Source organism: Parendozoicomonas sp. 2304DJ65-17 (assembly GCF_058148445.1).
Map to the genome: position 1 here is coordinate 881599 of NZ_JBYVJV010000001.1, position 22918 is coordinate 904516.

A 22918-nucleotide genomic window follows, 5' to 3' on the forward strand; every position below is an offset into this window, starting at 1 on the left:
GGTGAGTTCTAATGATAGGGCTCACCACTCATGTAAAGAGTGAGCAGGCAAGGCTTTACAAGTATTTTTCTTCCTTTGCCTAGCCCCTATGGTCTAAATGCCAAGTAAAGAAGTATTTTGTAGATCATGCTTCTGGCAGACTCCAAAAAGTGCCACACCCCTAGATTACTGCCTGGCACATGATGTTTATCAAGCTTCTGCAACGACTCTCGCGTAAGACTGCTGGAATCAGTGGACGTGTTAAGCCATAAACTAGGCATAAACAGCATCCTTACCCCACCCCATTCTCTTATGTAATTGTGATCTGCAAGAAGAAAACCAGACTCCCCTCTACCAAAAAGATCCATATTTTTCTCTTCAATAGCAGTTACGACAACTTCACTGACAGGAATAGCTGGCGGCATCTCCAGCCCAGACAGAGATTGTTCAAACTCTTCATAAGTTTTGGCTTTCTCCCAGAGAGTTTCTATTCCGTTATAACTCAATGGCAATAACTCCGCCATGCGCTCAAAAATACCATCAGTCAGAGGTGAAGCAATTAAATACTGTGAAGCATCCGGAATGCCCCGTTTAAGGATGGAATCAGTAATCCAGTGTATATCTCGATCATCACCATTTTTATCAACCTGAAAAACTGTACAGGCAGATGGTTTAGATTTGGAAAGTGCTGTGTATTGGCAGGCATATAGAAAACTTTTGAACTCTCCCATTCCAGGAACAATCACCAAACCTGTAATTTCATGCTTCGATAAGCGACAAAGCATTTTTTGTAATGAATTGCTTTGCGCCATTTGGCATTCATTCTGAAAAACCTCCTCATGAGGTTTGATATGAATCTGGGGATTTTTCGTATCAGTGGCATTAGAAAAATAAATACGACCATACTTTTTATCGTTAGTACCAAGATTGAATTCTGCTATGCCCTTTGGTGCAGTGAAAGTCGCCAATTTCCAAGACCAGTTGGGCTCAAACATTTCACCAAAATTTAATAAATTAATGGCAAGTTCAGGAATCGCATAGGCAGCAAACGGCCACCTCTGCCTGAAATTGTTGCACTCAGGCAATACCGCAATACCTGCGGAGAAAACACCTCTAAACATTAACTCCAAAAGATTCTGAGATGTTGAAGCATCCATTGCCAGATTAGAAAAATACCGTAAGGCCGGTAGCAGGTTCGGAGGTAACGCTTTTTTTCCAATAACGTTTATCAGGAAAATGGCTACAAAAACATTAAAGTGCTTAACTTCGCTACGCAGGTGGCTTGCAAAGCGTGTTCTTCCATGAGTGTTAAGATTGCTTTCAAAACCTTCAGGCTGAACCGGATTCACCTGATAAGGCGCTGCATAAGACACTTGCGACAAGACAAATATCACTAATAGGCAACTTATTGTGTTTATTCTGAGTCGAAACATCTCAGTACATCAACAACAAACCAATGGCCATTCAAGATAGATAGTTTCTGAGTAAATAAGTTTTCTATTTGTCAGGACTCGTTAAATTTTGTCCCCGACACTGCCTAATTCGCTGGCCGATACACATATCGTTTAGGCAAGTTCCTGCCAGCGTATATAGACATTCCACTGATAATGCCTCTTGCAAGAGCGGCATGCCGCCAACCGTACTTAGCATGAAGAGGAGTGGTCACAAACCAGGATGACGCAAGCTCACCAATGAGTGACAGTGTAAAAACGAGCTGGTAATCAGAGCGGATTGCTCTTTCAAGACCATCCCTTCGAGCTGGCTCTCGAGGATATCTGCCTGCTGCATGCGCAAGAGTAAAAGCAGCTCCATGCATAAAAGCTGCATACCTGTTATATGCGGGATAACCATCATTAGAAGTTGAACGTAACCTGAACAAAAGAGCGGTCAATCCATCGATTACAATAGGTGCGATGACGCTTTCATTAAAAAGCAGGTTCATAAACTGTGGGGCAAGATTCCAGTACCGTTCAGCAGGTTTACCAATCAGAATTTCCCCCGACGCGCGGACAAGGTCACCTCCTGGCAGAAGGAAATCATTGACAATCAAGGGAGCAAAAAAGCTGATGGCATAAACTATGCCGCCAAAGGTTAAACCTGCTTTAATACTTTCGTAAATGCCTTCTCCCACCTTTGGCGCTGGTGTTGCCAACCATTTCAGAGATTTTTGCGTAAGCTCACTGCCTCGGAATGATTCAAGCGCTTTAATAACCTCAGATATCTCCAGATTATTGGCCGGATAAACCAACTCCGGGTATGAGTCAGGCTTCAATATCCACAAAGGTTGTTGATCATCGTAAAGCAGTATTAGCTGGCCTTCCGTTTCTGGCCTCTGGAATTGCCCGCCCAATAAATAGTGGCCAACAAGCTCAGGAGCATCCCATTCCTTCTTACAGCCTTTCCATAGGCTGATATAACCTCCTTCGCCCACTCTTCCATAGTGAGTGCAGCCAGATTTATCAAAAACACTGTAATACTGAAGATTTTTATCCTCTTCAGACAAGGGAGCAGGCTGCTCTTCTGTTAGCAATAATGGAGATTCAAGAGCCTGTAGTGAGGGAGCCCCCATAAAGGCAACTATTAGAACGCCAAAAATCAAGGGCAACAGATAGGGAGAATCAACTGACTTACGCAGCATTGCTTTCAGGATATTCGTTCGAATACGGAACAGCAGTATAGAAAGGGATTTATTTTCTATTGTGGATAATTGTTTTGATTATGTGTTCTTTGTGAAATAACAGCCCTCTCACAAAGAGAGGACGGTCATCAAATCGCCTCCAGCAACCCTGTACGCCGTTTGGCCCGAAGCTGTCTGATCTGCTTTCTGTCTTCACCTGCAAGGGTTTCTCGCACGTAAACCATATGCTCTTCTGCTGCCAGGCGAGCCTGCTCTGGATGACCTGCCAGAATGGCTTCCATAATGAGCTTGTGCTGCTGAAGCAGCTGAGTGCCCGTTTCCTGATTGTTATAAATACCGCCAATATTGGTAGCAATATTATGTTTCAGAAGGCTGAAAATACCGCGCATGGTATGCAGGAGAATAATGTTATGTGAGGCTTCAGCTATGGTCAGGTGAAATGTCAGGTCAGCCTGGCTTTCCTGATCAGTCCCCATACTGTCTTCCAACAGCTTGAAAGCTTCCAGAAGGTTTTGCTTATCGTCGTCTGTTGCTCTTTGTGCAGCATAAAATGCACAGGTGCCTTCCAGCAGTACCCGAAACTCCAATACATCATCCTGAGCTTCAGGGTGCTTGCTCAACATTTCTACCAGTGGGTCGGCAACCGAACGAGTCAAGGTATCGGTTATGTAGTGTCCGCCACCCTGGCGCGACCGAAGAATACCTTTGGCCGCTAGCGTTTGAAGAGCTGTACGCAGTGATGGGCGGGAAACTTCCAGCTGCTCTGCCAGCTTTCTTTCTGGTGGCAGGCGATCTCCTGGCTTGTAAACACCCTCCACAATCATGGTTTCCAGCTTTGCGGTAATACGGTCTGCCAGGGTTTGTTGCTTCACTTCTTGTTCTCTCTCTTAGCCCCTGCCGGTATTGGAACCGCCTCGGTTAGTAGATGCAAGCCCCGTGTTCAACCGAACAAAAATAAACATTTATTCGTTGACAATACTTATACAGAGTCATTATTCTGCGCGAAAATTGGATAATTGGTAAGACCAATTATTATTTTAAGTGTTTTGTTGGCCGCAAAATAAGAATAAGAGAGGTAACACCCCATGAGTCCTGGCGTTCAGGCCTTGCTGGCTTTTGCTCCCATTCTTGTCACCGCTGTTCTGCTGCTTGGCTTTCGCCTTCCAGCAAGAACCGCAATGCCTGCAGTCTTTCTTCTAACTGCTGGTATTGCCGTGTTTGCCTGGGATGTTTCATTTAACCGCGTAATGGCGTCCTCCCTGCAGGGGCTTGTTATTACAATTGCCGTACTGTGGATAATCTTTGGCGCAATTCTGCTGCTGAATACACTCAAACATTCTGGTGCGATAACAGCGATTAAAGCTGGCTTTGTTGGTATAACACCAGATCAACGTATTCAGGCAATCATTGTCGCCTGGCTGTTTGGTTCCTTTATTGAAGGTGCATCCGGCTTTGGCACTCCAGCGGCTATCGCAGCACCTCTTCTGGTTGCAATAGGGTTTCCGGCACTGGCTGCCGTTATGGTTGGCATGATGATTCAAAGTACACCAGTGTCGTTTGGTGCTGTAGGTACACCCATCATCATTGGCGTAAACAAAGGCCTGGATACTCAAACTATTGGTGAGCAACTGGTGGCTCAGGGTTCCAGCTGGGATGCCTTCCTACAGCTGATTACCAGCGAAGTTGCCATCATCCATGCCGTTGTCGGTACTTTGATGCCTCTGTTCATGGTTATGATGATGACCCGTTTCTTCGGGCGGAATAAATCCTGGAAAGATGGTTTACAGGTTCTGCCATTTGCAATTTTTGCCGGTCTCGCATTCACCATCCCCTATGCGTTTACCGGCGTTTTCCTTGGTCCAGAGTTCCCATCCCTGCTTGGCGGGCTGGTAGGTCTGGCAGTAGTTACAACAGCAGCTAAAGCCGGCTTCCTGATGCCTGAGAAAGTGTGGCAGTTTGCACCGGCTGAAAAGTGGCCTGTAGAGTGGACAGGGAAACTGGAAATCAAGCTGGACAGCTTAAGCGCTGGCAAAGACATGTCCCTGTTCAAAGCCTGGATGCCTTATGTACTGGTTGCAGCACTACTAGTTCTCAGCCGAACCAGTGACACGGTGAAAGCTCTCACGAAATCTGTTTCTCTCAGTTTCAGCAATATTCTGGGAGAAGCGGGCATCAGTGCCATCATTCAACCTTTCTATCTGCCTGGAGGCATACTGGTCGCAGTAGTTTTAGCGACAGTGGTTCTGCATCGCATATCTTTGAAAGAGATGGGGGCGGCTCTCGGGGAATCTACCCGTACGCTGCTGGGAGCTGGTTTTGTACTGATGTTCACCATTCCCATGGTCCGCATACTGATTAACTCTGGTGTGAACGGTGCGGAACTCAGCAGTATGCCAGTGGCTATGGCCAGCTTTGTGGCAGACACGTTTGGCAGCGTTTACACCGTATTTGCTCCGGCCGTTGGGGCACTGGGCGCCTTTATTGCAGGCTCCAATACAGTGAGCAACATGATGCTGTCTCAATTCCAGTTTGGTGTGGCTGAAGCTCTTAGTGTTTCTGGTGCCATGATGGTTGCCATGCAGGCTGTCGGGGCAGCAGCAGGCAATATGATTGCTATTCACAATGTGGTGGCCGCCTCCGCGACGGTTGGTTTATTGGGGCGTGAAGGTGCAACTCTGAGAATGACCATTCTGCCCACTATCTACTATGTGATATTTGCCGGTATTCTGGGCACATTAGCCCTGACTGTTTTCGGTATCACTGATCCTCTGGTCAGCTGATCAGAAATCCGGAGTCGGCCAGGCTGGCTCCGGTTGTCGAGGTTTTCTGTATGTCAGAACTTTTCGTAGATGCCATGGGCGAGAGCAGTCAGCAACCCACGCCCAACGTCCAGAAAAAAAGAGCCTACCCTTCCCGGCCTGAGACAGTGTATTTATACGGAACCTGTCTTGTTGACCTGTTGCAGCCTGAAGCTGGCCTTGATGCTATAAAGCTGCTGGAAAGAGAAGGTATCAGGGCTGTATTTGCAGAACAGCAAACCTGCTGTGGCCAACCCTCCTATACCTCCGGGTATGATGACGAAGCCCGTGATGTTGCCCGTTTACAGATGAACATCATGCCGGAAAACTGGCCGGTTGTGATTCTGTCCGGCTCCTGTGGTGGCATGATGCATCACCATTATCCCAAACTGTTTGCCGGCCACCCTGAAGAAAAGCAGGCTCTCGCATTTGCAGAAAGGGTATTTGAATTCACCGAATTTCTTGTACATGTTCTGGGTTATCAGCCGGAAGATAAAGGCAAGCCAGAAACTGTAGCAGTACATACGTCCTGTGCCGCACGACGAGAAATGAATGTTCATCAAACCGGCTGGGCTTTAGTTGACAGTCTCAGCAACGTTACCCGCATTACTCAGGATCACGAGTTTGAGTGCTGTGGGTTTGGCGGCTCCTTCTGTGTCCGTTACCCGGATATTTCCGGCGCCATGGTAAACGACAAAGTAAAAGCCATTTCCGATACCGGAGCGGATCGGCTGGTAAGTGCAGACTTTGGCTGCCTGATGAATATAAACGGTGCCTTTGAGTTCCAGGATAAGGAAATGAGAGGAGAACATTTGGCCTCTTATCTCTGGGAACGTATCGGAGGTGATAGCTTATGAGCGAACGTATTCCAGCCCAGAACCTGAGTTTTGACGAGCGGGTTGATCGTGACCTGAATAATCCTCTGCTACGCACTAACTTCCGGGAAGCCATGGACTTCCTGATGGATAAGCGCAGTGGTCGCTTTACTGATGATCAACAGCTGCAAATTCTCCGTGATCTTGGGGCAAGCATCCGCAAGAGAGCTCTATCCAAACTTCCGGACTTACTCGAGCAGCTGGAAGTAAAACTGCGTGACAATGGTATTCGTGTGCACTGGGCTGAAACCCCTGAGCAGGCCAACCAGATTGTTCTGGATATAGCCCAGCATCATGGTGCTAAAACCATGATTAAAGGCAAATCCATGGTCAGTGAAGAGACTGAACTAAACGAGTTTCTCGAACGAGAAGGTATTAGTCCGGTAGAAGCCGATATGGGGGAATATATCCTTCAGTTGGCTGAAGACAAACCTTCTCACATTGTGATGCCAGCCATTCACAAGACGAAAGAAGACATTGCCCGCCTGTTTGAAGAAAACCTGGATGAGTGTGAATACACAGAAGATGTTGATGAACTGATTCAGGCCGCCCGTAAAGAACTGCGAAAGGGTTTTCACGGAGCAGATATTGGCCTTACCGGGGTAAATTTCATGGTGGCTGAAACCGGTACACTGGTACTGGTGGAAAATGAAGGCAATGGTCGCATGGCCACCACTGTGCCAAAAATTCATATAGCCATGACCGGCATCGAAAAGGTTATTGAATACCTGGATGACCTGCCGCCTTTGCTTACCCTGCTGACCAACTCGGCAACCGGCCAGCCTATAACCACCTATGTGAATATGATTTCCTCTCCCCGTAAAGGGAGCGAAGACGGGCCGGAAGAAGTGCATCTGGTTCTGCTGGATAACGGTCGCACCATTCCTTATGCCGACCAGGAAATGCGCCAGACTTTGCAGTGTATTCGCTGTGCAGCCTGTATGAATCACTGCCCGGTTTACACGCGTCTTGGAGGTCATGCCTATGGCACCACTTACCCAGGTCCAATAGGTTCAATACTTTCGCCTCACCTGCTGGGTATGGAAGAAACCAAAGATTTACCCAGTGCTTCCACTTTATGCGGTGCCTGTTCAGAAGTTTGCCCTGTGCGTATTCCGATTCCTGATTTACTCAGGCGTCTGCGCCATGAAGGTGTCCGTAAACTCAAGAAGGGTGAAGAGGCCGTTATCCGCGGGCATGGCACCAAGTACACTCATACAGAAAAAGCGGCCTGGCTCAGCTGGAGCAAACTCTACAGCTCGCCGGCTCTTTATAGAAGTTTTGCCCAGTCAGCCACACTTTTCAGAGGTTTAACTCCATCGAAAATGAAAGGCTGGACTGACTATCGAACGTCTCCCAAACCATCAAAGAAAAGCCTGCACAGTCTGGTAAAACAATATAGAAAACAGCAGGGAGGCGCTGACTAATGAGTACAAGTATTGAGTCCAGAACCAATATTTTAAATCGCCTGCGTAAGGGGTTAGGTGAAGATCCAAGCCTTTCCCTGTCTGATGATCGCGGGCAAACAGCTCGTTATGATTGGGATAGCAATCAGCGTATTCAGAACTTTATTACTGCGATGACTGCGGTAAAAACAGAAATTCACCGTACAACTGAAGAACTCTGGCCAGAGCTTCTTACGAAGATACTGTCAGAGAAAAGCATCAACAGCCTGCTGGTATCTTCCAAGAGAGAAACTGGTAAACGCATGGCAACCCAGGAATTCGTTTTTGAATCCGGGTTAACTTTGCAAACCGTGCCAGATGACCCGTTAAGCCTGAAGGACGAACTATTCTTTGATATCCCGGCATCACTGACAACTTGCCGAAGTGCAATTGCTGAAACTGGAAGTCTGGTTCTCTGGCCTGATGAGCATGAGCCCAGAGCCATGTCATTAGTTCCACCTGTCCATTTTGCTCTGCTGAAAGCAAAAGATATCCACAATACCCTTGCCGATGTTATCAGGCAGGAAGACTGGGCTATGGGCATGCCCACAAATGCTTTACTGATTTCCGGGCCATCCAAAACTGCAGATATTGCCCGGATTCTCGCCTATGGCGCACATGGTCCACGTGAACTCATTGTCCTGCTGGTTGAGTAAGCAGTTTGCTGCCCTGCTGCTCAGGTAGAAGAGAGAATAAAAAATGAACACTGCTGTCACCGGCTTTTATAACGCTATCAAAAACGCTATTCCAAAGGATCGCCTGTTAACCGATGCGTCCCGGTTACTGGCATTTGGCACGGATGCCTCTTTTTATCGACTTATTCCACAGCTGGTGATTCTTGCCGAGAACGAGCAGGAGATTCAGTTAATTCTCTCTGAAGCAGATCAGCGACAGGTGCCCGTTACTTTCCGGGCAGCTGGCACGAGTTTGTCCGGGCAGGCCATTACCGATTCAGTATTGGTTATTGCCAGTAAGGGGTGGACAGGACACCAGCTTCTCGAGGATGGCAAAAAAATCACTCTTCAAGCCGGGGTCATTGGTTCGGAGGCGAACGCTATTCTGGCACCGTTGGGGAAAAAGATTGGTCCAGATCCAGCTTCCATCAATACATGCCGGATTGGGGGAATTGCAGCCAATAATGCCAGTGGTATGTGCTGTGGTGTGGCACAAAACACTTACCATACATTAGACAGCATTCGCATGATCATGGCCGACGGCACCCTGCTGGATACAGGCAATACCAACAGCGTTGAGGCATTTCGCAGCAGCCATAATAGGCTTCTGGAAGGTCTGACGACACTGGCCGAAGGGGTTCGACACAACACTGAACTGACGGACAAAATTCGCCACAAATACCGCCTGAAAAATACCACAGGGCTGAGCATCAATGCCCTTGTGGATTTCAGTGACCCCGTGGATATCCTTGCCCATCTTATGGTGGGTTCTGAGGGAACTCTTGGCTTTATTTCTTCAGTCACCTACAACACAGTTCCTGACCATGCCCACAAAGCATCATCTCTGGTTGTGTTCCCCGATGTCGCAACCTGCTGCCGTGCCGTTACAGCACTGAAACCTGCACCGGTATCCTCTGTTGAACTGATGGACAGAAGGGCTATGGCTTCGGTCGAAGGCAAATCTGGATTGCCGGAGTTTATCAACAGTCAATTAGGCGCAGATGCTTGTGCCTTACTGGTAGAAACCCGCGCAGAAAACCAGAGTTCTCTGCAGGAGCAGGTTACAGCAATTGAACATATCATCGCCGGTTTCGAAGTTTTGGAGCGTGTGGCATTTACGGAGGTAGAGGCTGAATACTCCGCACTGTGGGCTATTCGTAAAGGGTTGTTCCCTGCTGTTGGTGCAATACGCCAGACAGGAACCACCGTTATTATTGAAGATGTTGCCTTTCCCGTTGAACAACTGACTGAAGGTGTTATTCGTCTTCAGCAATTGTTTGATAAATACCATTACAGTGAAGCCCTGATATTTGGCCACGCTCTGGAAGGCAACCTCCACTTTGTATTTACCCAGGCTTTTGATTCCACGGAGGAGGTTGAACGCTATCGCCAGTTTATGGATGACGTTTCCAGATTGGTTGCCGTGGAGTTTGGTGGCTCCCTGAAAGCAGAACATGGTACCGGTCGTAATATGGCGCCTTATGTTGAGCTGGAATGGGGCAGTGACGCCTATCAGTTAATGAAATCCGTCAAGCAACTGTTTGACGAAAAAAACCTTCTTAACCCCGGCGTTATTCTTAATGATGATGAAAACGCCCATGTCTCCAACTTAAAGCCTTTGCCTGCAGCCGATGAACTTGTGGATAAGTGTATCGAATGCGGTTTCTGTGAACCTGTCTGCCCATCTCAGGCTTTAACTCTGACTCCCAGAAAGCGCATCGTATTGTGGCGTGAAATCAGCAGGCTTAAGCGAGAAGGACAATCTCCGGAAGAACTTCAGCGTTTACAGGAACTGGAAAGTGAGTACGCCTGGCAAGGCATCGATACCTGTGCAGCATGCGGTCTGTGTTCTACCCGCTGCCCAGTAGAAATCAATACCGGGAAACTTACCCTCAAACTTAGAGCAGATAAGAACAAAGGCTTTAACAACACAGCACAATGGGTCGGAGACCACTTCGGTGGAACCACGGCAGGCGTTCGTACGGCATTAAGAGTTGCTGATACGGCTCACAGCCTTCTGGGAACAAATGCCATGGCTGGAATATCCGGCGCTATGCACAAGCTGTCCGGGCAACGTATTCCACTGTGGAACGATGCTATGCCAAAAGCGGCCAGTCAGACGCCTCTGAAAGAAGACTCTTTGCCAGAGGTGCAGGGGCAAAAAACAGTCGTCTACTTTCCCAGTTGTGCCAGCCGTAATATGGCGCCATCCCGGATGGACTTTGAACAGGAACCACAGGCCACAGTTGTAAAACGTTTGCTGGAAAAAGCTGGCTACAGGGTTGTTATACCAGAATCTGTTTCCAGCCTTTGCTGTGGTCAGCCCTTTGCTTCCAAGGGGCAACCAAATACAGCAAAAAGCAAAGCCGACGAATTACACCAGATACTCTGGGAAGCAAGCAGACATGGTGAGTGGCCGGTTATTTCCGACACCAGCAGTTGCACCGGACAGCAACGAAACGAAGACGGTGCCAGAGGCTTACAAATCTATGACATTGTTGAGTTTGCTTACGAACACCTTCTGGATGAGTTGGACATTCAGCAGGGTGACGAACCTGTAATGGTACATGTTCCCTGCAGCCTCCAGAAACTGGGGGGAGCAGAAAAGATAAAAGCCATTGTCAGCCGCTGTACATCACAAATGGTTATACCAAAAGACATCACCTGCTGTGGCTTCGCAGGTGACAAAGGATTTACCACACCAGAGCTGAATGCGAGTGCCCTGGCGCCTCTTAACACTCAGGTACCGGAGAATTGTCGTGAAGGTGTTTCTGCCAACCGTACCTGTGAGATTGGCTTAAGCCACCATAGTGGTGTGCCCTATCACTCTGTTGCTTATTTGCTGGATCGCTGCATAAGAGATGAAGCTTGAGGAAACGGCGTCAGTCCCAAACCACCATTTCCTGAACAATTGCCCTGCTTTCAATCCAGCCTTTGTAATGTTGCTCTAACTGGTGACGCTTGATCTTCATGGTTGGCGTCACCAACCCATTATCAACAGTCCACTGTTCCCGGGTTATATACACTTTGCCGATTCGTTCGTGGGGCATTAGATTATCGTTTACCTGTTCAACCTCAGATTCTAATTCCTGTTGCAACAGCTCTCTTTCCAACAGCTGGCCAGAGTCGGACAGGCTGACAACCAGAACCGGGGAAGTCATATCCTGCCCCATAAGACAAAGCTGTTCGATGGCGTTATGGGTAGATAAGCGATCTTCAATAGGAACCGGAGCAACAAATTTACCTTTGCTGGTTTTAAAATGGTCCTTGATACGGCCGGTCAGAAAAAGACTCCCATCGTCGTTAACGTGACCAACATCCCCGGTAAAGTACCAACCATCTTTTAAAACCTCTGATGTTTTCTCAGGCTCCCGGTAATAGCCCCGCATAACAGCAGGACTACGGAACAAAACCTCTCCCTGATCATTAAATTTAATCTCACAACCCGGCATAGCTGTGCCAACAGAACCAAACAAAGGTTTGCCACCCTGGGAGAAAGTTCCATAGGCAAGATTCTCAGTCATCCCATAACCTTCGCGGATATCCAGCCCCAAGCGGTTATACCATTGCAGCAAATCTTTTGGAATTGACGCCGCACCAGACAAGCAGATACGAGCCTTATCCAGTCCCAGACCTTTCAATATCTGCTTTGAAAGCAATTGCGACAGAACAGGAATCCGCAAAAGCATCCGCAATCGTTTAGGAGGGATTTTCTCTTCAACACCTGCCTTAAACTTCTGCCATAAACGGGGAACCGAGAAGAACAGTGTTGGCCTGGCATTCTTCAAGTCATCCAGAAATGTATCTATATTTTCCCCGAAATGTACCCTGGCACCGGAGTAAATACTGGCCATCTCAACCACAACTCGTTCAGCCGCATGGGAGAGTGGCAAGTATGAGAGATAGCGATCCCTTGAATCGACATTAAACACTTTCACTATACGGGAGCAGACAAAGGCTACTCCGCCATAGGTGTGCATTACACCTTTAGGGTTGCCGGTTGTGCCTGAGGTATACATGAGCGTGAATACTTGGTCTGGGCCGGGGCGAGGGCTGTCTTTATAGGGCGTTCCAGTTGTCAGTATGTCATCAAGGCTGAAATCCGTTTCCAGCGCACAACCGCTCATACCAATGGTCTGGCAACTCTCAGTGAGCGCCTGTTGCAACCATTCCGGCTGATCCAGACGACCGGCAAAAATCAGTTTTATATCGGCATGCTCAATAATGTAACGAAGGTCATCTGGGGATTGCCCTGGATAAAGCGGCACGCTGATATGGCCGCTCATCATTATGGCCATGTCGGCAATCAACCATTCCGCACAGTTTTTCGCTTGAATGCCTATACGGCTGCCGGCTGGTAAATGTTGGGATTTAATCCAGCTGGTAACAATACGCACCTGCCTGGCAAATGTTTTCCAGGTGTAATCTTTCCACTTTCTATTTACAGGCTGGCGAAGATAGATCTGCTCTGGGTGATTCTGTTCCCAGTAATAGAGCATATCTAGAGGAGTTGTGGTCAGCCCGGAGAGGGGAGCACTCTTTGCTGCCATGATGAAAGTCCATTTTTTATTTTTATTTTTACCCAGTACAACACAATAAAAGGGTGATAGCCAATCGAGGGGTTTTGGTTGCTTGCTGAGGCCAGCAGTGGAACAATCACGTTACTCGGAAAAAAATAAAGCCATACCGATGAAAGATGAAAGGCCGACCAGAACGATAGCCAGTATTTTTGTTCGCTCCTGTCTTGCCGGATATGAAAGCCGAAAAGGTAGTAGTGTTGCTTTACTGGATCAGGCAGGCATTGATCCTAATATCCTCACCAATGCCGAGTTAAGAGCCGACCCAGAGGCTTACAGCAGACTTATTCAATTAATCTGTATTGAGCTTGAAGACGAGTTCTTTGGCCTGTCTGGGCACTCCTCTCCCGCAGGTGCTTTTAATATGATGGCTCGGGCCTGTATTACCAGCGCCACTCTTGGTGATGCCCTGCGTCGCTGCTTTAAATTCTTTTCCATGGTTACCCCCAGCATGAACTTCAGCCTTTCCTGCCAGGGAGAGGAAGCAAGAATTGCGATTGAGCATGTTGATAAGGGAGAGCTGGACGACCACTTCCTTATAGAATCTTTAATGATCTGTCTGGTGCGCTGGAGCAGCTGGCTTATTGGACGTCACCTATTACTTAACCGGGTAGATTTCTGCCACTCAGAGCCAAGGGATATTGATGAGTACAGCCTGATGTTTCCCTGTGCTCGCAACTACGGCCAGCCTGTTAACCTGATAGTGTTCGGCTCCCGTTATCTTTCCATGCCTGTTGTTCAGGATGCTCGTAGCCTGAATGAGTTTCTGTCAGAAGTGCCCGGTAACCTGCTAACCCGTTATCGCCACGATGACAGCCTTTCTGCCCGCATCCGCCGACGTTTGGCCAACACTCGCTATGAAGAGTTGCCCTCCTTTGAAGATATTGCCAGCGGTCTGAATATGTCGACCCAGACTCTGCGCAGGCGCTTGAAAGGCGAAGGTAACTCCTACCGGGAGATCAAGGACAGTATTCGCCGGGATATTGCTGTTTACCACCTGCTGCGCCAAGACATGTCAATTAATGAAATTGCTGAACTGACAGGGTTTGCAGAACCAAGTACTTTCCACCGCGCCTTCAAAAAATGGACAGGACTAACTCCAGGAGCCTGGCGAGAAGAGCGGGTTACGGCTGAATAACAGGTCAGCACAGACATAGTTTTCTATTTTTATGTAAGCACTTGATTTCTATGGCAATGACGCATTGCCATAAAATTTGTCGCGATTGATAGCCTTCCCTTTTGAGTAAATTCGCAGGTAAACTGAAAAAACTCAACGGAGGGGAGAGTGCCATGATAAATAAGAAAAGCCCCAGTTCGGAAAACGGAGTTTACCGACACAAGGACTTGCTCAACCGGTTCAGAGACTCAAGGCAAACCCCCAAAGAGTTTATTACCCAGTGTTTACAAGATGGTATGGTCTCGGGTGCTGACGCTCTTGAGTTGATGTCTGTTCTCAAATCAAAAATCACAACACGCACCTTTGCCCTGGCCGATTTGACTGATGAAGATCACTTTCGCCATGGCTTGTATGAAACCACATTGGAAGACAGTGAAAACAACCCGGTTTTCGTCATTCAATTTGACCAAAAACTCACAGAGCATTCCAAAGAGATTCAAGAGCTGCTGGAAAGTTTTTCAAGAGACGTAGCAGAACTCGTGAGCGAAAGTGAGGATCCGCATATAGACGAAGTTGATGTATGTGTCTCACGGGAAGAAGCGATGGAAACTATTCTTGAGAGCCTTTCAGGGGATGCTGTTCGCCATTAAATCCCCCCATAATCCTAAAAGCCACAACTCTGAAAAGGAGTTGTGGCTTTTTTATTACGTCATCGTATCAGGCAGCAAAGAACAAAATAACAGCGCTCATTACCAAAGCAATGATCAGAAATGGAGCAACCCATTTCAGATAACGATCGTAAGGGATTTTTGCCAAAGCCAGACCTGCAACAAGGTGACCAGCAGTTGGCGCTGCCAGATTGATCCAGCCAGAGGCCGATTGATAGGCAGTGATAACAACATCACGGCCAACATTGGCAAAATCAGCCAGAGGACCCATAAGAGGCATAGATACTGTGGCAAGACCTGAGGTTGATGGGATAAAGAAAGACAACACCACGTGTACAAAGTAAGAAACCACAGCAAATGCGCCGCCTGATTCCATACCTGTCACCATACCTTCTGCCCAGTTGAGGATGCTGTCGATAATCATACCGTTATCCATCACAACATAAATACCGCGAGCCACGGCTACAACCAGAGCAACACCAATCAGGTCTTTCGCACCTTCCAGGAAGCTCTTGATAAACTCCCCTTCCGGCATGCGGTTAATCAGGGCAACCAGAATAGCGGAAGCAAAGAACAGAGTGGAAAGTTCATCAAACCACCACCAGAGAGTAGGAATAGCGGTTACTCCAATATCTTCCAGAGGCATAACGCCGTAAATCATGACAATAAATGACAGGAAGAACACAGCCATAGTGAGCTTTCTGGCACCGGTAAACTCTTCAGCTTTTACCTCCCGACTGAATTCATCGTTAAACTGAATATCAGCCAGAACAGACGCAGCTTTGTCAGCCTTAACCTTGGCGGCATAACGCATAACATAGAAGATCGCTGCGGCTTCCAGAATAATGAACATAACAACCCGCAGGCCAATACCCTCACCAATCTGCAAGCCTGCAAAACCGGAAGCGATACCTGTCGCGAAGGGGTTAACTGTTGAGCAGAGTACGCCAACACCGGAACCAAGAAGGATAACCCCTGCGGTGACCATACGGTCATAACCGGCAGCGCTCATAACGGGTAATATCAATGCCCAGAAGGCAACCGTCTCCTCAGCCATTCCATAAGTAGAACCGCCAATGCCAAACAACACCATCAGGATAGGAATCATCACCTGTTCCTGACCTTTGAACCTAGTGACGATTGAGGCAACACCGGCATCAAGTGCTCCACTCCTCATGATCACACCAAGGTAGCCACCGATAACCAACACAAATAAAGCAACATCTGCAGCCCTATGGAAGCCCTGAATCGGAGCCATTAATACGTTGAAAAAGCCCTGGGGTGATGATTCAAGCTCTGTGAAAGTACCCGGAACAGGAAGCAGTCGCTCATCGCCGCCGTAATCAAGTGATTCAGCGGCCGGAATTAACTGCCCGGTATCTGCTGTTATGTAGTCATATCTTCCCGCTGGAAGAACCCAGGTCAGCAATGCAATCAAGGCGATAATAGCGAACAGTATTGTATATACCGTTGGCATCTTGAATGCCTTCTTTCTGGGTGCAGAGTGAGTGGCTGCAGTATCCATATATCCCCCAGTATTGATTGTTGTATCAACCAGTCGTGACTTCGTTTTTCAGAACGGTCAACCAGAACTTCAGGACAGCACGATATACCCAGAGCACGTGAAATGAGCCCCGAAGGTGTAGTTAGTGTTTGGCAGATATTTAAATTCGTTTTTATGAGTAAATTTTATCAGCCTTAAGTTTTGATAATTTGAGGCAGATCAAAGATGACTTTTATTTTGTCAATTCTTAACAAATTGGGCTTTCATCAAGACAATAATATTGGGAGCCTTCTCTTATTAAAAAGCAAAGCGGAAATAAACTCTTTAAACAGTGAAAGCAAGACAACAACGCCTACGTTTCATTCCTGGTAAATAGTTCTTTAGTCGAAACCTCTCACTGTACGGTATTAAACACGTTTTTTACTGCTGTACCTGTTTGTTATGAACTTCATTGCTGGCAGCGTGTCTATAACCCCTGATTACCTGCCAGATAAAAGGAGTTATCTATGCGTAGTGTATTTGTTGCTGTTTTGGCTTTTGGACTGCTGTTTAGCGGATTAGCCCTGTCTGGAGAAGCAGAAATGGCTCGCCGTATTACTCCCGATGAGAGTTACTGGACTGGCCACGGCGGAACAAATCGTGTCATCCCTTTAGAGGGTCAGAACCCAGTTAAAGCCCACTTTCGCAGACAGAATCTTCAAAATACCTTTTGCCAGACTTTCGTCGAAAAAAAAGGTGCCTGGTATCCCGGCGTTCCCGTATTTGAAAAGACTAAAAACAAAAACGGAAAAGAGTATGACAAAGAATTTTGTTCAGTTATTTTCAAAGATGATACTCAGGAAAAATTCACTAAATTCTTTTACTTGGATTTCTATGAAGTCACATTTGTCGACCAGTCTGCATGGTTTTTTAATCTTTCAAATAATTTCCTGAACCTACCTGATTCCGGCTCTGCGATTTGCCGAGTTAAATTACCGGTTGATGATTCTGAACCCTATCGAGTAAATGACGAATTTCGCTGGTTTGCTGGCATCGTTGTCAGAGATGGCTGGTTTGATAAAGGCTGTGTCATTGGCAGTAAATCCTATGATGAATTCGAATTGATTGTTCCAACCACAAATCGTGACGAGCTGTAATAAATCAACCAATTCCCTCTCTGATTTATAGATAGCTGTGGCCTGTTAGGCCACAGCCTCTGTCTGCTTTGGTCATTGTGACTTTACCTGTCTCCGCTATGTTGTAGGGCACAATTTATGGAGGGGGAACGATCAGTGAGCGAAGCTTATATTTACGATGCCATTCGCACGCCGCGCGGCCGTGGCAAAAAGACCGGTGCACTGCACGAAGTGAAGCCCATCACTCTGGTGGCCGACCTGCTGAAAACTCTGCAGGAGCGCAACGGCTTTGATACTGCCGATGTTGATGACATTGTTCTTGGCTGTGTAACAGCTGTTGGTGACCAGGGCGCAGATATTGCCAAAACCGCCGCTCTGGCTGCTGGCTGGAAAGACGATGTTGGCGGTGTCACCCTCAATCGTTTCTGTGCTTCCGGTGCTGAGGCCGTAAACCTTGCCGCTATGAAAGTGCGTTCCGGCTGGGAAAACCTGGTTGTTGCCGGTGGTGTGGAATCTATGTCCCGCGTACCAATGATGAGCGATGGCGGCCCATGGGCTCTGGATCCTGAAACTAACCTTGATACCGGCTTTATGCCTCAGGGCATTGGTGCAGACCTGATCGCCACTCTGGCTGGTTTCACCCGTGAAGATGTTGATGCTTACGCCGTTGAGTCTCACAAGAAAGCGGCAGCGGCGTGGGAACGTGGCTCTTTTAAAAAGTCTGTGGTTCCAGTAAAAGACACTAACGGCCTGACCATTCTAGAAAAAGACGAGCTGGTGCGTGCGGACTCTTCTGTAGAGGCCCTGTCTGGCCTGAAACCTTCTTTCCAGATGATGGGTGAGATGGGCTTTAACAGCGTTGCCCGCGAGAAATATCCACAGGTTGAGAAGATTGAACACGTTCACCATGCCGGTAACTCTTCCGGTATTGTCGATGGTGCAACCCTGCTGCTGATCGGCAGTGAAGAAGCTGGCAAGAAGATGGGCCTAAAGCCTCGCGGCAAGGTGATCTCGACGGCAGTTGTGGGCACCGACCCAACCATCATGCTCACCGGCCCGGCTCCTGCCACTATGAAGGCTCTGGAACTGGCTGGTCTGTCTATCGACGATATCGACCTGTTTGAAGTGAATGAAGCTTTCGCTTCTGTGGTTATGCGCTTCCAGAAAGAAACCGGCGCATCCTGGGAAAAGATCAATGTAAACGGCGGTTCCATTGCTATGGGTCACCCGCTGGGCGCAACCGGTGCCATGCTGGTTGGCACTGTGCTGGACGAACTTGAAGCCCGTCAGCAGCGTTATGGTCTGGTCACCCTCTGTGTAGGTGGTGGCATGGGTATCGCAACCATCATTGAGCGCGTATAAGGGAGGGATACGACATGTCTAATGCTATTCGCTACGAAAAAGACGCCAAGAATATTGTCCACCTGATCATGGACAACCCCAACGGTTCCGCCAACGTGATGGACAAAGATTTTCAGGACAGTTTTGCTGCTGTGACTGAAAAGCTTGTTGCTGAAGCCGATTCCGTAACCGGTGTTATCTTCCGTTCCGCAAAGAAGACTTTCTTCGCCGGCGGTGACCTGAACAGCATCTACAAGGTTACTCCTGAGCAGAGCCAGGAATTCTTCGATATGGTGGAAGGCCTGAAGGCCAACATGCGCCAGATCGAAACTCTGGGTAAGCCTGTTGTTGCTACTATTAATGGCGCAGCTCTCGGCGGCGGCTGGGAAATCTGCCTCTCCGCTCACCACCGTGTCGCTCTGGATGACGAGCGCATTAAAATCGGTCTGCCAGAAGTGACTCTCGGCCTGCTACCAGGTGGTGGCGGTGTTGTTCGTACCGTGCGTATTCTTGGTTTGGAAAAAGCCTTCCCACTATTGATGGAAGGCAAACAGATGTCTCCGTCCAAGGCATTAAAAGCTGGCCTGATGTCTGAACTGGCTACCGATGCGGACGACCTTCTGGCTAAAGCTGTTACCTTTATCGAAGCTAATCCGAAATCTGCCCAGCCTTGGGATGTGAAGGGTTACAAGATGCCTGGCGGTAAGCCAAGCAGCCCGGCTATGGCGCAGAAGCTGGTTATTGCTCCAGCCATGTTGCGTGACAAGACCAAAGGTTGCTTCCCGGCTCCTGAAGCCATTATGAGCGCAGCCGTTGAAGGTGCTCAAACTGACTTTGAAACTGCTACCCGTATCGAATCTCGCTACTTCACCAAACTGGTTGTTGGTCAGGTCAGCAAGAACATGATCGGTACCTTCTGGTTCCAGCTTAACGAGATTAAAGCTGGCGCTCGTCGGCCAAAAGATATCGAGAAGAAGCCAGTTAAAAAGGTAGGTATTCTCGGTGCCGGTATGATGGGCGCAGGTATTGCCTGGTCCTGTGCCAGTAAAGGCATTGATGTTGTCCTAAAGGATGTGTCTCAGGAATCTGCCGACAAGGGTAAGGCTTACTCGGAAGGTCTGCTGAAGAAACGTTTATCTCGCGGTCGCACCACACCAGAAAAGAGCGAAGCGATTCTGTCTCGCATTCTGCCAACCACTTCTGCAGAAGATCTGAAAGGCTGCGATCTGGTTATCGAAGCCGTATTCGAAAACCGTGATCTGAAAGCCAAGGTAACGCAGGAGGCTGAAGCCCAGCTGGAAAGCTCTGCAATTTTTGCCTCCAATACCTCCACCTTGCCGATCTCCGGCCTGGCAGAAGCCAGTGCCCGCCCCGATAACTTTATCGGCCTGCACTTCTTCTCCCCGGTAGACAAGATGCCTCTGGTAGAAATTATCTGTGGTGAGAAGACATCTGATGCCGCTCTGGCCTTTGCTTACGACTTTGTACTGCAGATCGCCAAGACGCCAATCGTGGTAAACGACAGCCGTGGTTTCTTCACTTCCCGCGTATTCGGCACTTTCCTGAACGAAGGTGTGGCGATGCTGGGTGAAGGTGTTCCTGCGTCGTCTATCGAGAACGCAGGTCTGCTGGCCGGTATGCCGGTTGGCCCTCTGGCTGTAGCTGATGAAGTGAGCCTGGAGCTGACTGCCAAGATCCGTAACCAGACCATCAAGGATATGGAAGCGGAAGGTAAGACCTATACGCCTCACCCTGCAGAAGCTGTGATCGATCGTATGCTCTCCATCGAGCGTGCAGGCCGTCTCGCTGGCGGTGGTTTCTACGACTACCCACAAGGTGGCAAAAAGAAGTTGTTCGGCGAGCTGAAGAGCATGTTTGGCGACGAGAACGATATGTCGCTGGTAGATATCAAAGAACGTCTGCTGTTCATCCAAGCTGTAGAAACCGCCCGTTGTTTTGAAGAGAACGTGCTGACTTCCGTACGTGACGCCAACATAGGCTCCATTTTCGGTATCGGCTTTGCTGCCTGGAGTGGTGGCGCACTACAGTACATCAACCAGTATGGCCTGCCTGAGTTTGTGACCCGCGCCAATGAACTGGCCGGCAAGTATGGCGAGCGTTTCACACCGCCAGCACTGTTGGTAAACATGGCTGAGAAGGGTGAAACCTTTAAGGACTGATAACTGGTTCTTATCCTCCCATAAACCCAAAAGCCCTTGCTGAAGATTTCAGCAAGGGCTTTTTTAATAAGGAGCTGATGAAAACTAACGTGGGCAGTAAGCAAAAACATCAGAATGGAAGTTCTGCTCAGGAAAACCTGCTTCCACCAAAACATCCATCGTCGCATACACCATATCCGGTGAACCGCTGATATAAAAGTGGGCACCAGCCAGTTGCTCTTTGTCATCAAGAATGGCTTTGTAGAGCAAGCCATGACGACCATTCCAGTCGCTGTCTGCTTCAGGCTCACTTACCACAGGATGATAGCGAACACCTTTCTCGCTGGCCCAGTACACCGGCAGGCTTGGCATATAAAAACCGCTGGGATGACGCACGCCCCAGTAAAGGTGCACGGGATGCTTATGCTCTTTGGCAAAGGAAAACTCAACCATGGCTTTCATTTGAGCGAAACCGGTTCCTGCAGCCACCAGCACTAATGGCGCATCCGGACATTCGCCAAGATGGCAATCACCATTTGGCAAACGGATGGTCACTATTTCTTCTGACTCAAGATGGGTAATCACCTGGCGTGCACGTTCATGCCCTGGGAAACACTGGATATGAAGTTCTAGGGTTTGCCCATCTTCCGCAGGTGCTGAAGCAATGGAATAAGCACAGGGATCCCCTGCAGGCATAATAATTTCCAGATACTGACCAGCAGCCCACTGTAATAGTTGACCATCTGTAGCTTCCAGAATGACCTGATAAACATCACCGGAAATTTTGCTCAGTCGCTGAACTTTGACTTGCTTCTGTACTGCTTGCCCAGACACAGGCTCCCCCGATTAAATAATTCTCAGCCGCATAGTAACGACCTGCTACCCCCTTGTGAAGCCAGGGTGTGTTCACGAAGGGTTAAGGAAGAATAAACTTCCATGGATTAGTATTTTCATACTGGCGACCAGAAATTGAAAATGTACTTTCCCCTTTCAAAACAGCTGTGGCATCCCGCACAACTTCAGGGCACTCGGTATAACCCCAATGATCGAACATATTGTTCACCATCCCTACACTCTTGGTGTTGGTGATATCCACAACATACACAAAGTCAGGAAGGTTTTTGGGAGAAGCCGGGCCGCTTCGCCCCAACCTGCGTTTGCCATTTTTTGTATAGCGGGAAACGAGTAAAGCTTCATCGCTGCGGTGCATATACACATGTACACGATCCGCAATAGATGTCAGGCGACGCATACCGCCTTCATCGGCAAAAACATCGTGATCGACATCCGGGTTAAACAGTATGCTCTCCGCGAACAATGGTTTCAGATCATCAGTCTCCAGACTCTTAAGCATGTGATCCAGAACTTGATTTCCCATTGAGTGGGCAACAAGGTGAATATTGTTACGACAGGGTTCGAGACAATCTTTCTCAAACATATCTGCAAAGAACATTCTCAGATTTCGGAATAATCGCCCCAGCATAACTCCAGTATCCCGGGCATCTTCCTGATCACGCTCGTACTTCAGGTCGGACTGAGAAGGCCAGGACAGATAAACAAGATGTTTTACTTTTCTTTGAGGATGCTTTGCACTGTGAAGGTATTGCTCTTTGAGACGCTCAATACCTTCAAACTCATCATGAAGATCGTTTTTAAACCCATGAATGAAGAACATAACATCGCCTGATTTCTCAGTCATATCTTCATAAAGATTTCCGAACAGTGCCTGAGTCCCTTCACGCTGCTCCGCTGGAGTCTCAAGAAGTTTCCGATACCCCCGCAGGCCATAATCGCCCAGCAGTGAGTAGCACTCATGGATTTGCTGATCGCTGATACCTTTTTGGTACTCGTGAAACTTTGCTATCCGAAAATTACTCTGAGCTTTCTCTCTGCCATCTATGGAGATTTGATTATTCTGATCAATTCTGCGGTTCGTTACGATATAAACAGCCACAGCAGTACTCCTTTTTATTCTTCTTAACTAACGGTACTGCTGTGACAGCTAGTGCTATGGCAGCTAGTGACACA

Annotated in this window: 17 protein-coding genes; 10 read left to right on the forward strand and 7 right to left on the reverse strand. The window is 48.1% G+C overall.

Annotated elements, in window-relative coordinates; genetic code table 11:
- Positions 1-86 precede the first annotated feature (86 nt).
- The 3 genes from ACY2RR_RS03985 to ACY2RR_RS03995 all read right to left on the reverse strand — a co-directional run bounded on the left by ACY2RR_RS03985 (position 87) and on the right by ACY2RR_RS03995 (position 3489).
- Complete coding sequence (locus ACY2RR_RS03985) at positions 87-1136, reverse strand: hypothetical protein (protein ID WP_490106851.1); 1050 nt, start codon at positions 1134-1136, stop codon at positions 87-89.
- A 380-nt stretch (positions 1137-1516) separates the two neighbouring features.
- Positions 1517-2617: a hypothetical protein gene (locus tag ACY2RR_RS03990; protein ID WP_490106852.1), complete on the reverse strand. Its 1101-nt coding sequence runs from the start codon at positions 2615-2617 to the stop codon at positions 1517-1519.
- 128 nt (positions 2618-2745) lie between these two features.
- Entirely contained in the window at positions 2746-3489 is a 744-nt protein-coding gene (locus ACY2RR_RS03995; RefSeq protein ID WP_490106853.1) for an FCD domain-containing protein, read from the reverse strand.
- Between the two features lie 213 nt (positions 3490-3702).
- On the opposite strand from ACY2RR_RS03995, the gene ACY2RR_RS04000 reads away from it, so the two are divergent.
- From ACY2RR_RS04000 to ACY2RR_RS04020, 5 genes are read left to right on the forward strand one after another with little or no spacing between them, the layout of a single operon-like run.
- Positions 3703-5397 (forward strand): L-lactate permease, encoded by a 1695-nt coding sequence (locus ACY2RR_RS04000; RefSeq protein WP_490106854.1) that lies wholly within the window; start codon positions 3703-3705, stop codon positions 5395-5397.
- A gap of 50 nt (positions 5398-5447) precedes the next feature.
- Positions 5448-6272, forward strand: coding sequence for a (Fe-S)-binding protein (locus tag ACY2RR_RS04005; RefSeq protein ID WP_490106855.1), 825 nt, complete (start codon positions 5448-5450; stop codon positions 6270-6272).
- Positions 6269-7717, forward strand: coding sequence for a LutB/LldF family L-lactate oxidation iron-sulfur protein (locus ACY2RR_RS04010; protein ID WP_490106856.1), 1449 nt, complete (start codon positions 6269-6271; stop codon positions 7715-7717). The genes ACY2RR_RS04005 and ACY2RR_RS04010 overlap by 4 nt, the downstream gene beginning before the upstream one ends.
- Positions 7717-8391, forward strand: a complete 675-nt coding sequence (locus ACY2RR_RS04015) for a LutC/YkgG family protein (RefSeq protein ID WP_490106857.1) — start codon at positions 7717-7719, stop codon at positions 8389-8391. The genes ACY2RR_RS04010 and ACY2RR_RS04015 overlap by 1 nt, the downstream gene beginning before the upstream one ends.
- Positions 8392-8434: 43 nt before the next feature.
- Positions 8435-11281: an FAD-binding and (Fe-S)-binding domain-containing protein gene (locus tag ACY2RR_RS04020; protein WP_490106858.1), complete on the forward strand. Its 2847-nt coding sequence runs from the start codon at positions 8435-8437 to the stop codon at positions 11279-11281.
- Positions 11282-11291: 10 nt separating this feature from the next.
- Here ACY2RR_RS04020 and ACY2RR_RS04025 read toward each other — a convergent pair whose 3' ends face one another.
- Complete coding sequence (locus tag ACY2RR_RS04025) at positions 11292-12959, reverse strand: AMP-binding protein (RefSeq protein ID WP_490106859.1); 1668 nt, start codon at positions 12957-12959, stop codon at positions 11292-11294.
- A 97-nt stretch (positions 12960-13056) separates the two neighbouring features.
- On the opposite strand from ACY2RR_RS04025, the gene ACY2RR_RS04030 reads away from it, so the two are divergent.
- Both ACY2RR_RS04030 and ACY2RR_RS04035 read left to right on the forward strand, forming a co-directional pair.
- Positions 13057-14124, forward strand: coding sequence for an AraC family transcriptional regulator (locus tag ACY2RR_RS04030; protein ID WP_490106860.1), 1068 nt, complete (start codon positions 13057-13059; stop codon positions 14122-14124).
- Between the two features lie 152 nt (positions 14125-14276).
- Positions 14277-14753, forward strand: a complete 477-nt coding sequence (locus tag ACY2RR_RS04035; RefSeq protein ID WP_490106861.1) for a hypothetical protein — start codon at positions 14277-14279, stop codon at positions 14751-14753.
- 67 nt (positions 14754-14820) lie between these two features.
- On the opposite strand, the gene ACY2RR_RS04040 is transcribed toward ACY2RR_RS04035, so the two are convergent.
- The gene (locus tag ACY2RR_RS04040) at positions 14821-16296 is read right to left on the reverse strand and encodes a YfcC family protein (protein WP_490106862.1); all 1476 of its coding nucleotides are present in this window, start codon (positions 16294-16296) and stop codon (positions 14821-14823) included.
- A gap of 560 nt (positions 16297-16856) precedes the next feature.
- Between ACY2RR_RS04040 and ACY2RR_RS04045 the strand changes: the two genes are divergently transcribed.
- The 3 genes from ACY2RR_RS04045 (at position 16857) to ACY2RR_RS04055 (ending at position 20911) form a co-directional block, all read left to right on the forward strand.
- Positions 16857-17411: a hypothetical protein gene (locus ACY2RR_RS04045; protein ID WP_490106863.1), complete on the forward strand. Its 555-nt coding sequence runs from the start codon at positions 16857-16859 to the stop codon at positions 17409-17411.
- A gap of 135 nt (positions 17412-17546) precedes the next feature.
- On the forward strand, positions 17547-18752 hold the full coding sequence (locus ACY2RR_RS04050; RefSeq protein ID WP_490106864.1) for an acetyl-CoA C-acetyltransferase: 1206 nt from the start codon (positions 17547-17549) through the stop codon (positions 18750-18752).
- 14 nt (positions 18753-18766) lie between these two features.
- The gene (locus ACY2RR_RS04055; RefSeq protein WP_490106865.1) at positions 18767-20911 is read left to right on the forward strand and encodes a 3-hydroxyacyl-CoA dehydrogenase NAD-binding domain-containing protein; all 2145 of its coding nucleotides are present in this window, start codon (positions 18767-18769) and stop codon (positions 20909-20911) included.
- An 84-nt stretch (positions 20912-20995) separates the two neighbouring features.
- Here the strand turns inward: ACY2RR_RS04055 and ACY2RR_RS04060 are convergent, their stop codons facing one another.
- On the reverse strand, positions 20996-21724 hold the full coding sequence (locus tag ACY2RR_RS04060) for a hypothetical protein (protein ID WP_490106866.1): 729 nt from the start codon (positions 21722-21724) through the stop codon (positions 20996-20998).
- A gap of 82 nt (positions 21725-21806) precedes the next feature.
- Positions 21807-22844 (reverse strand): alpha/beta hydrolase, encoded by a 1038-nt coding sequence (locus ACY2RR_RS04065; protein ID WP_490106867.1) that lies wholly within the window; start codon positions 22842-22844, stop codon positions 21807-21809.
- Positions 22845-22918 lie beyond the last annotated feature (74 nt).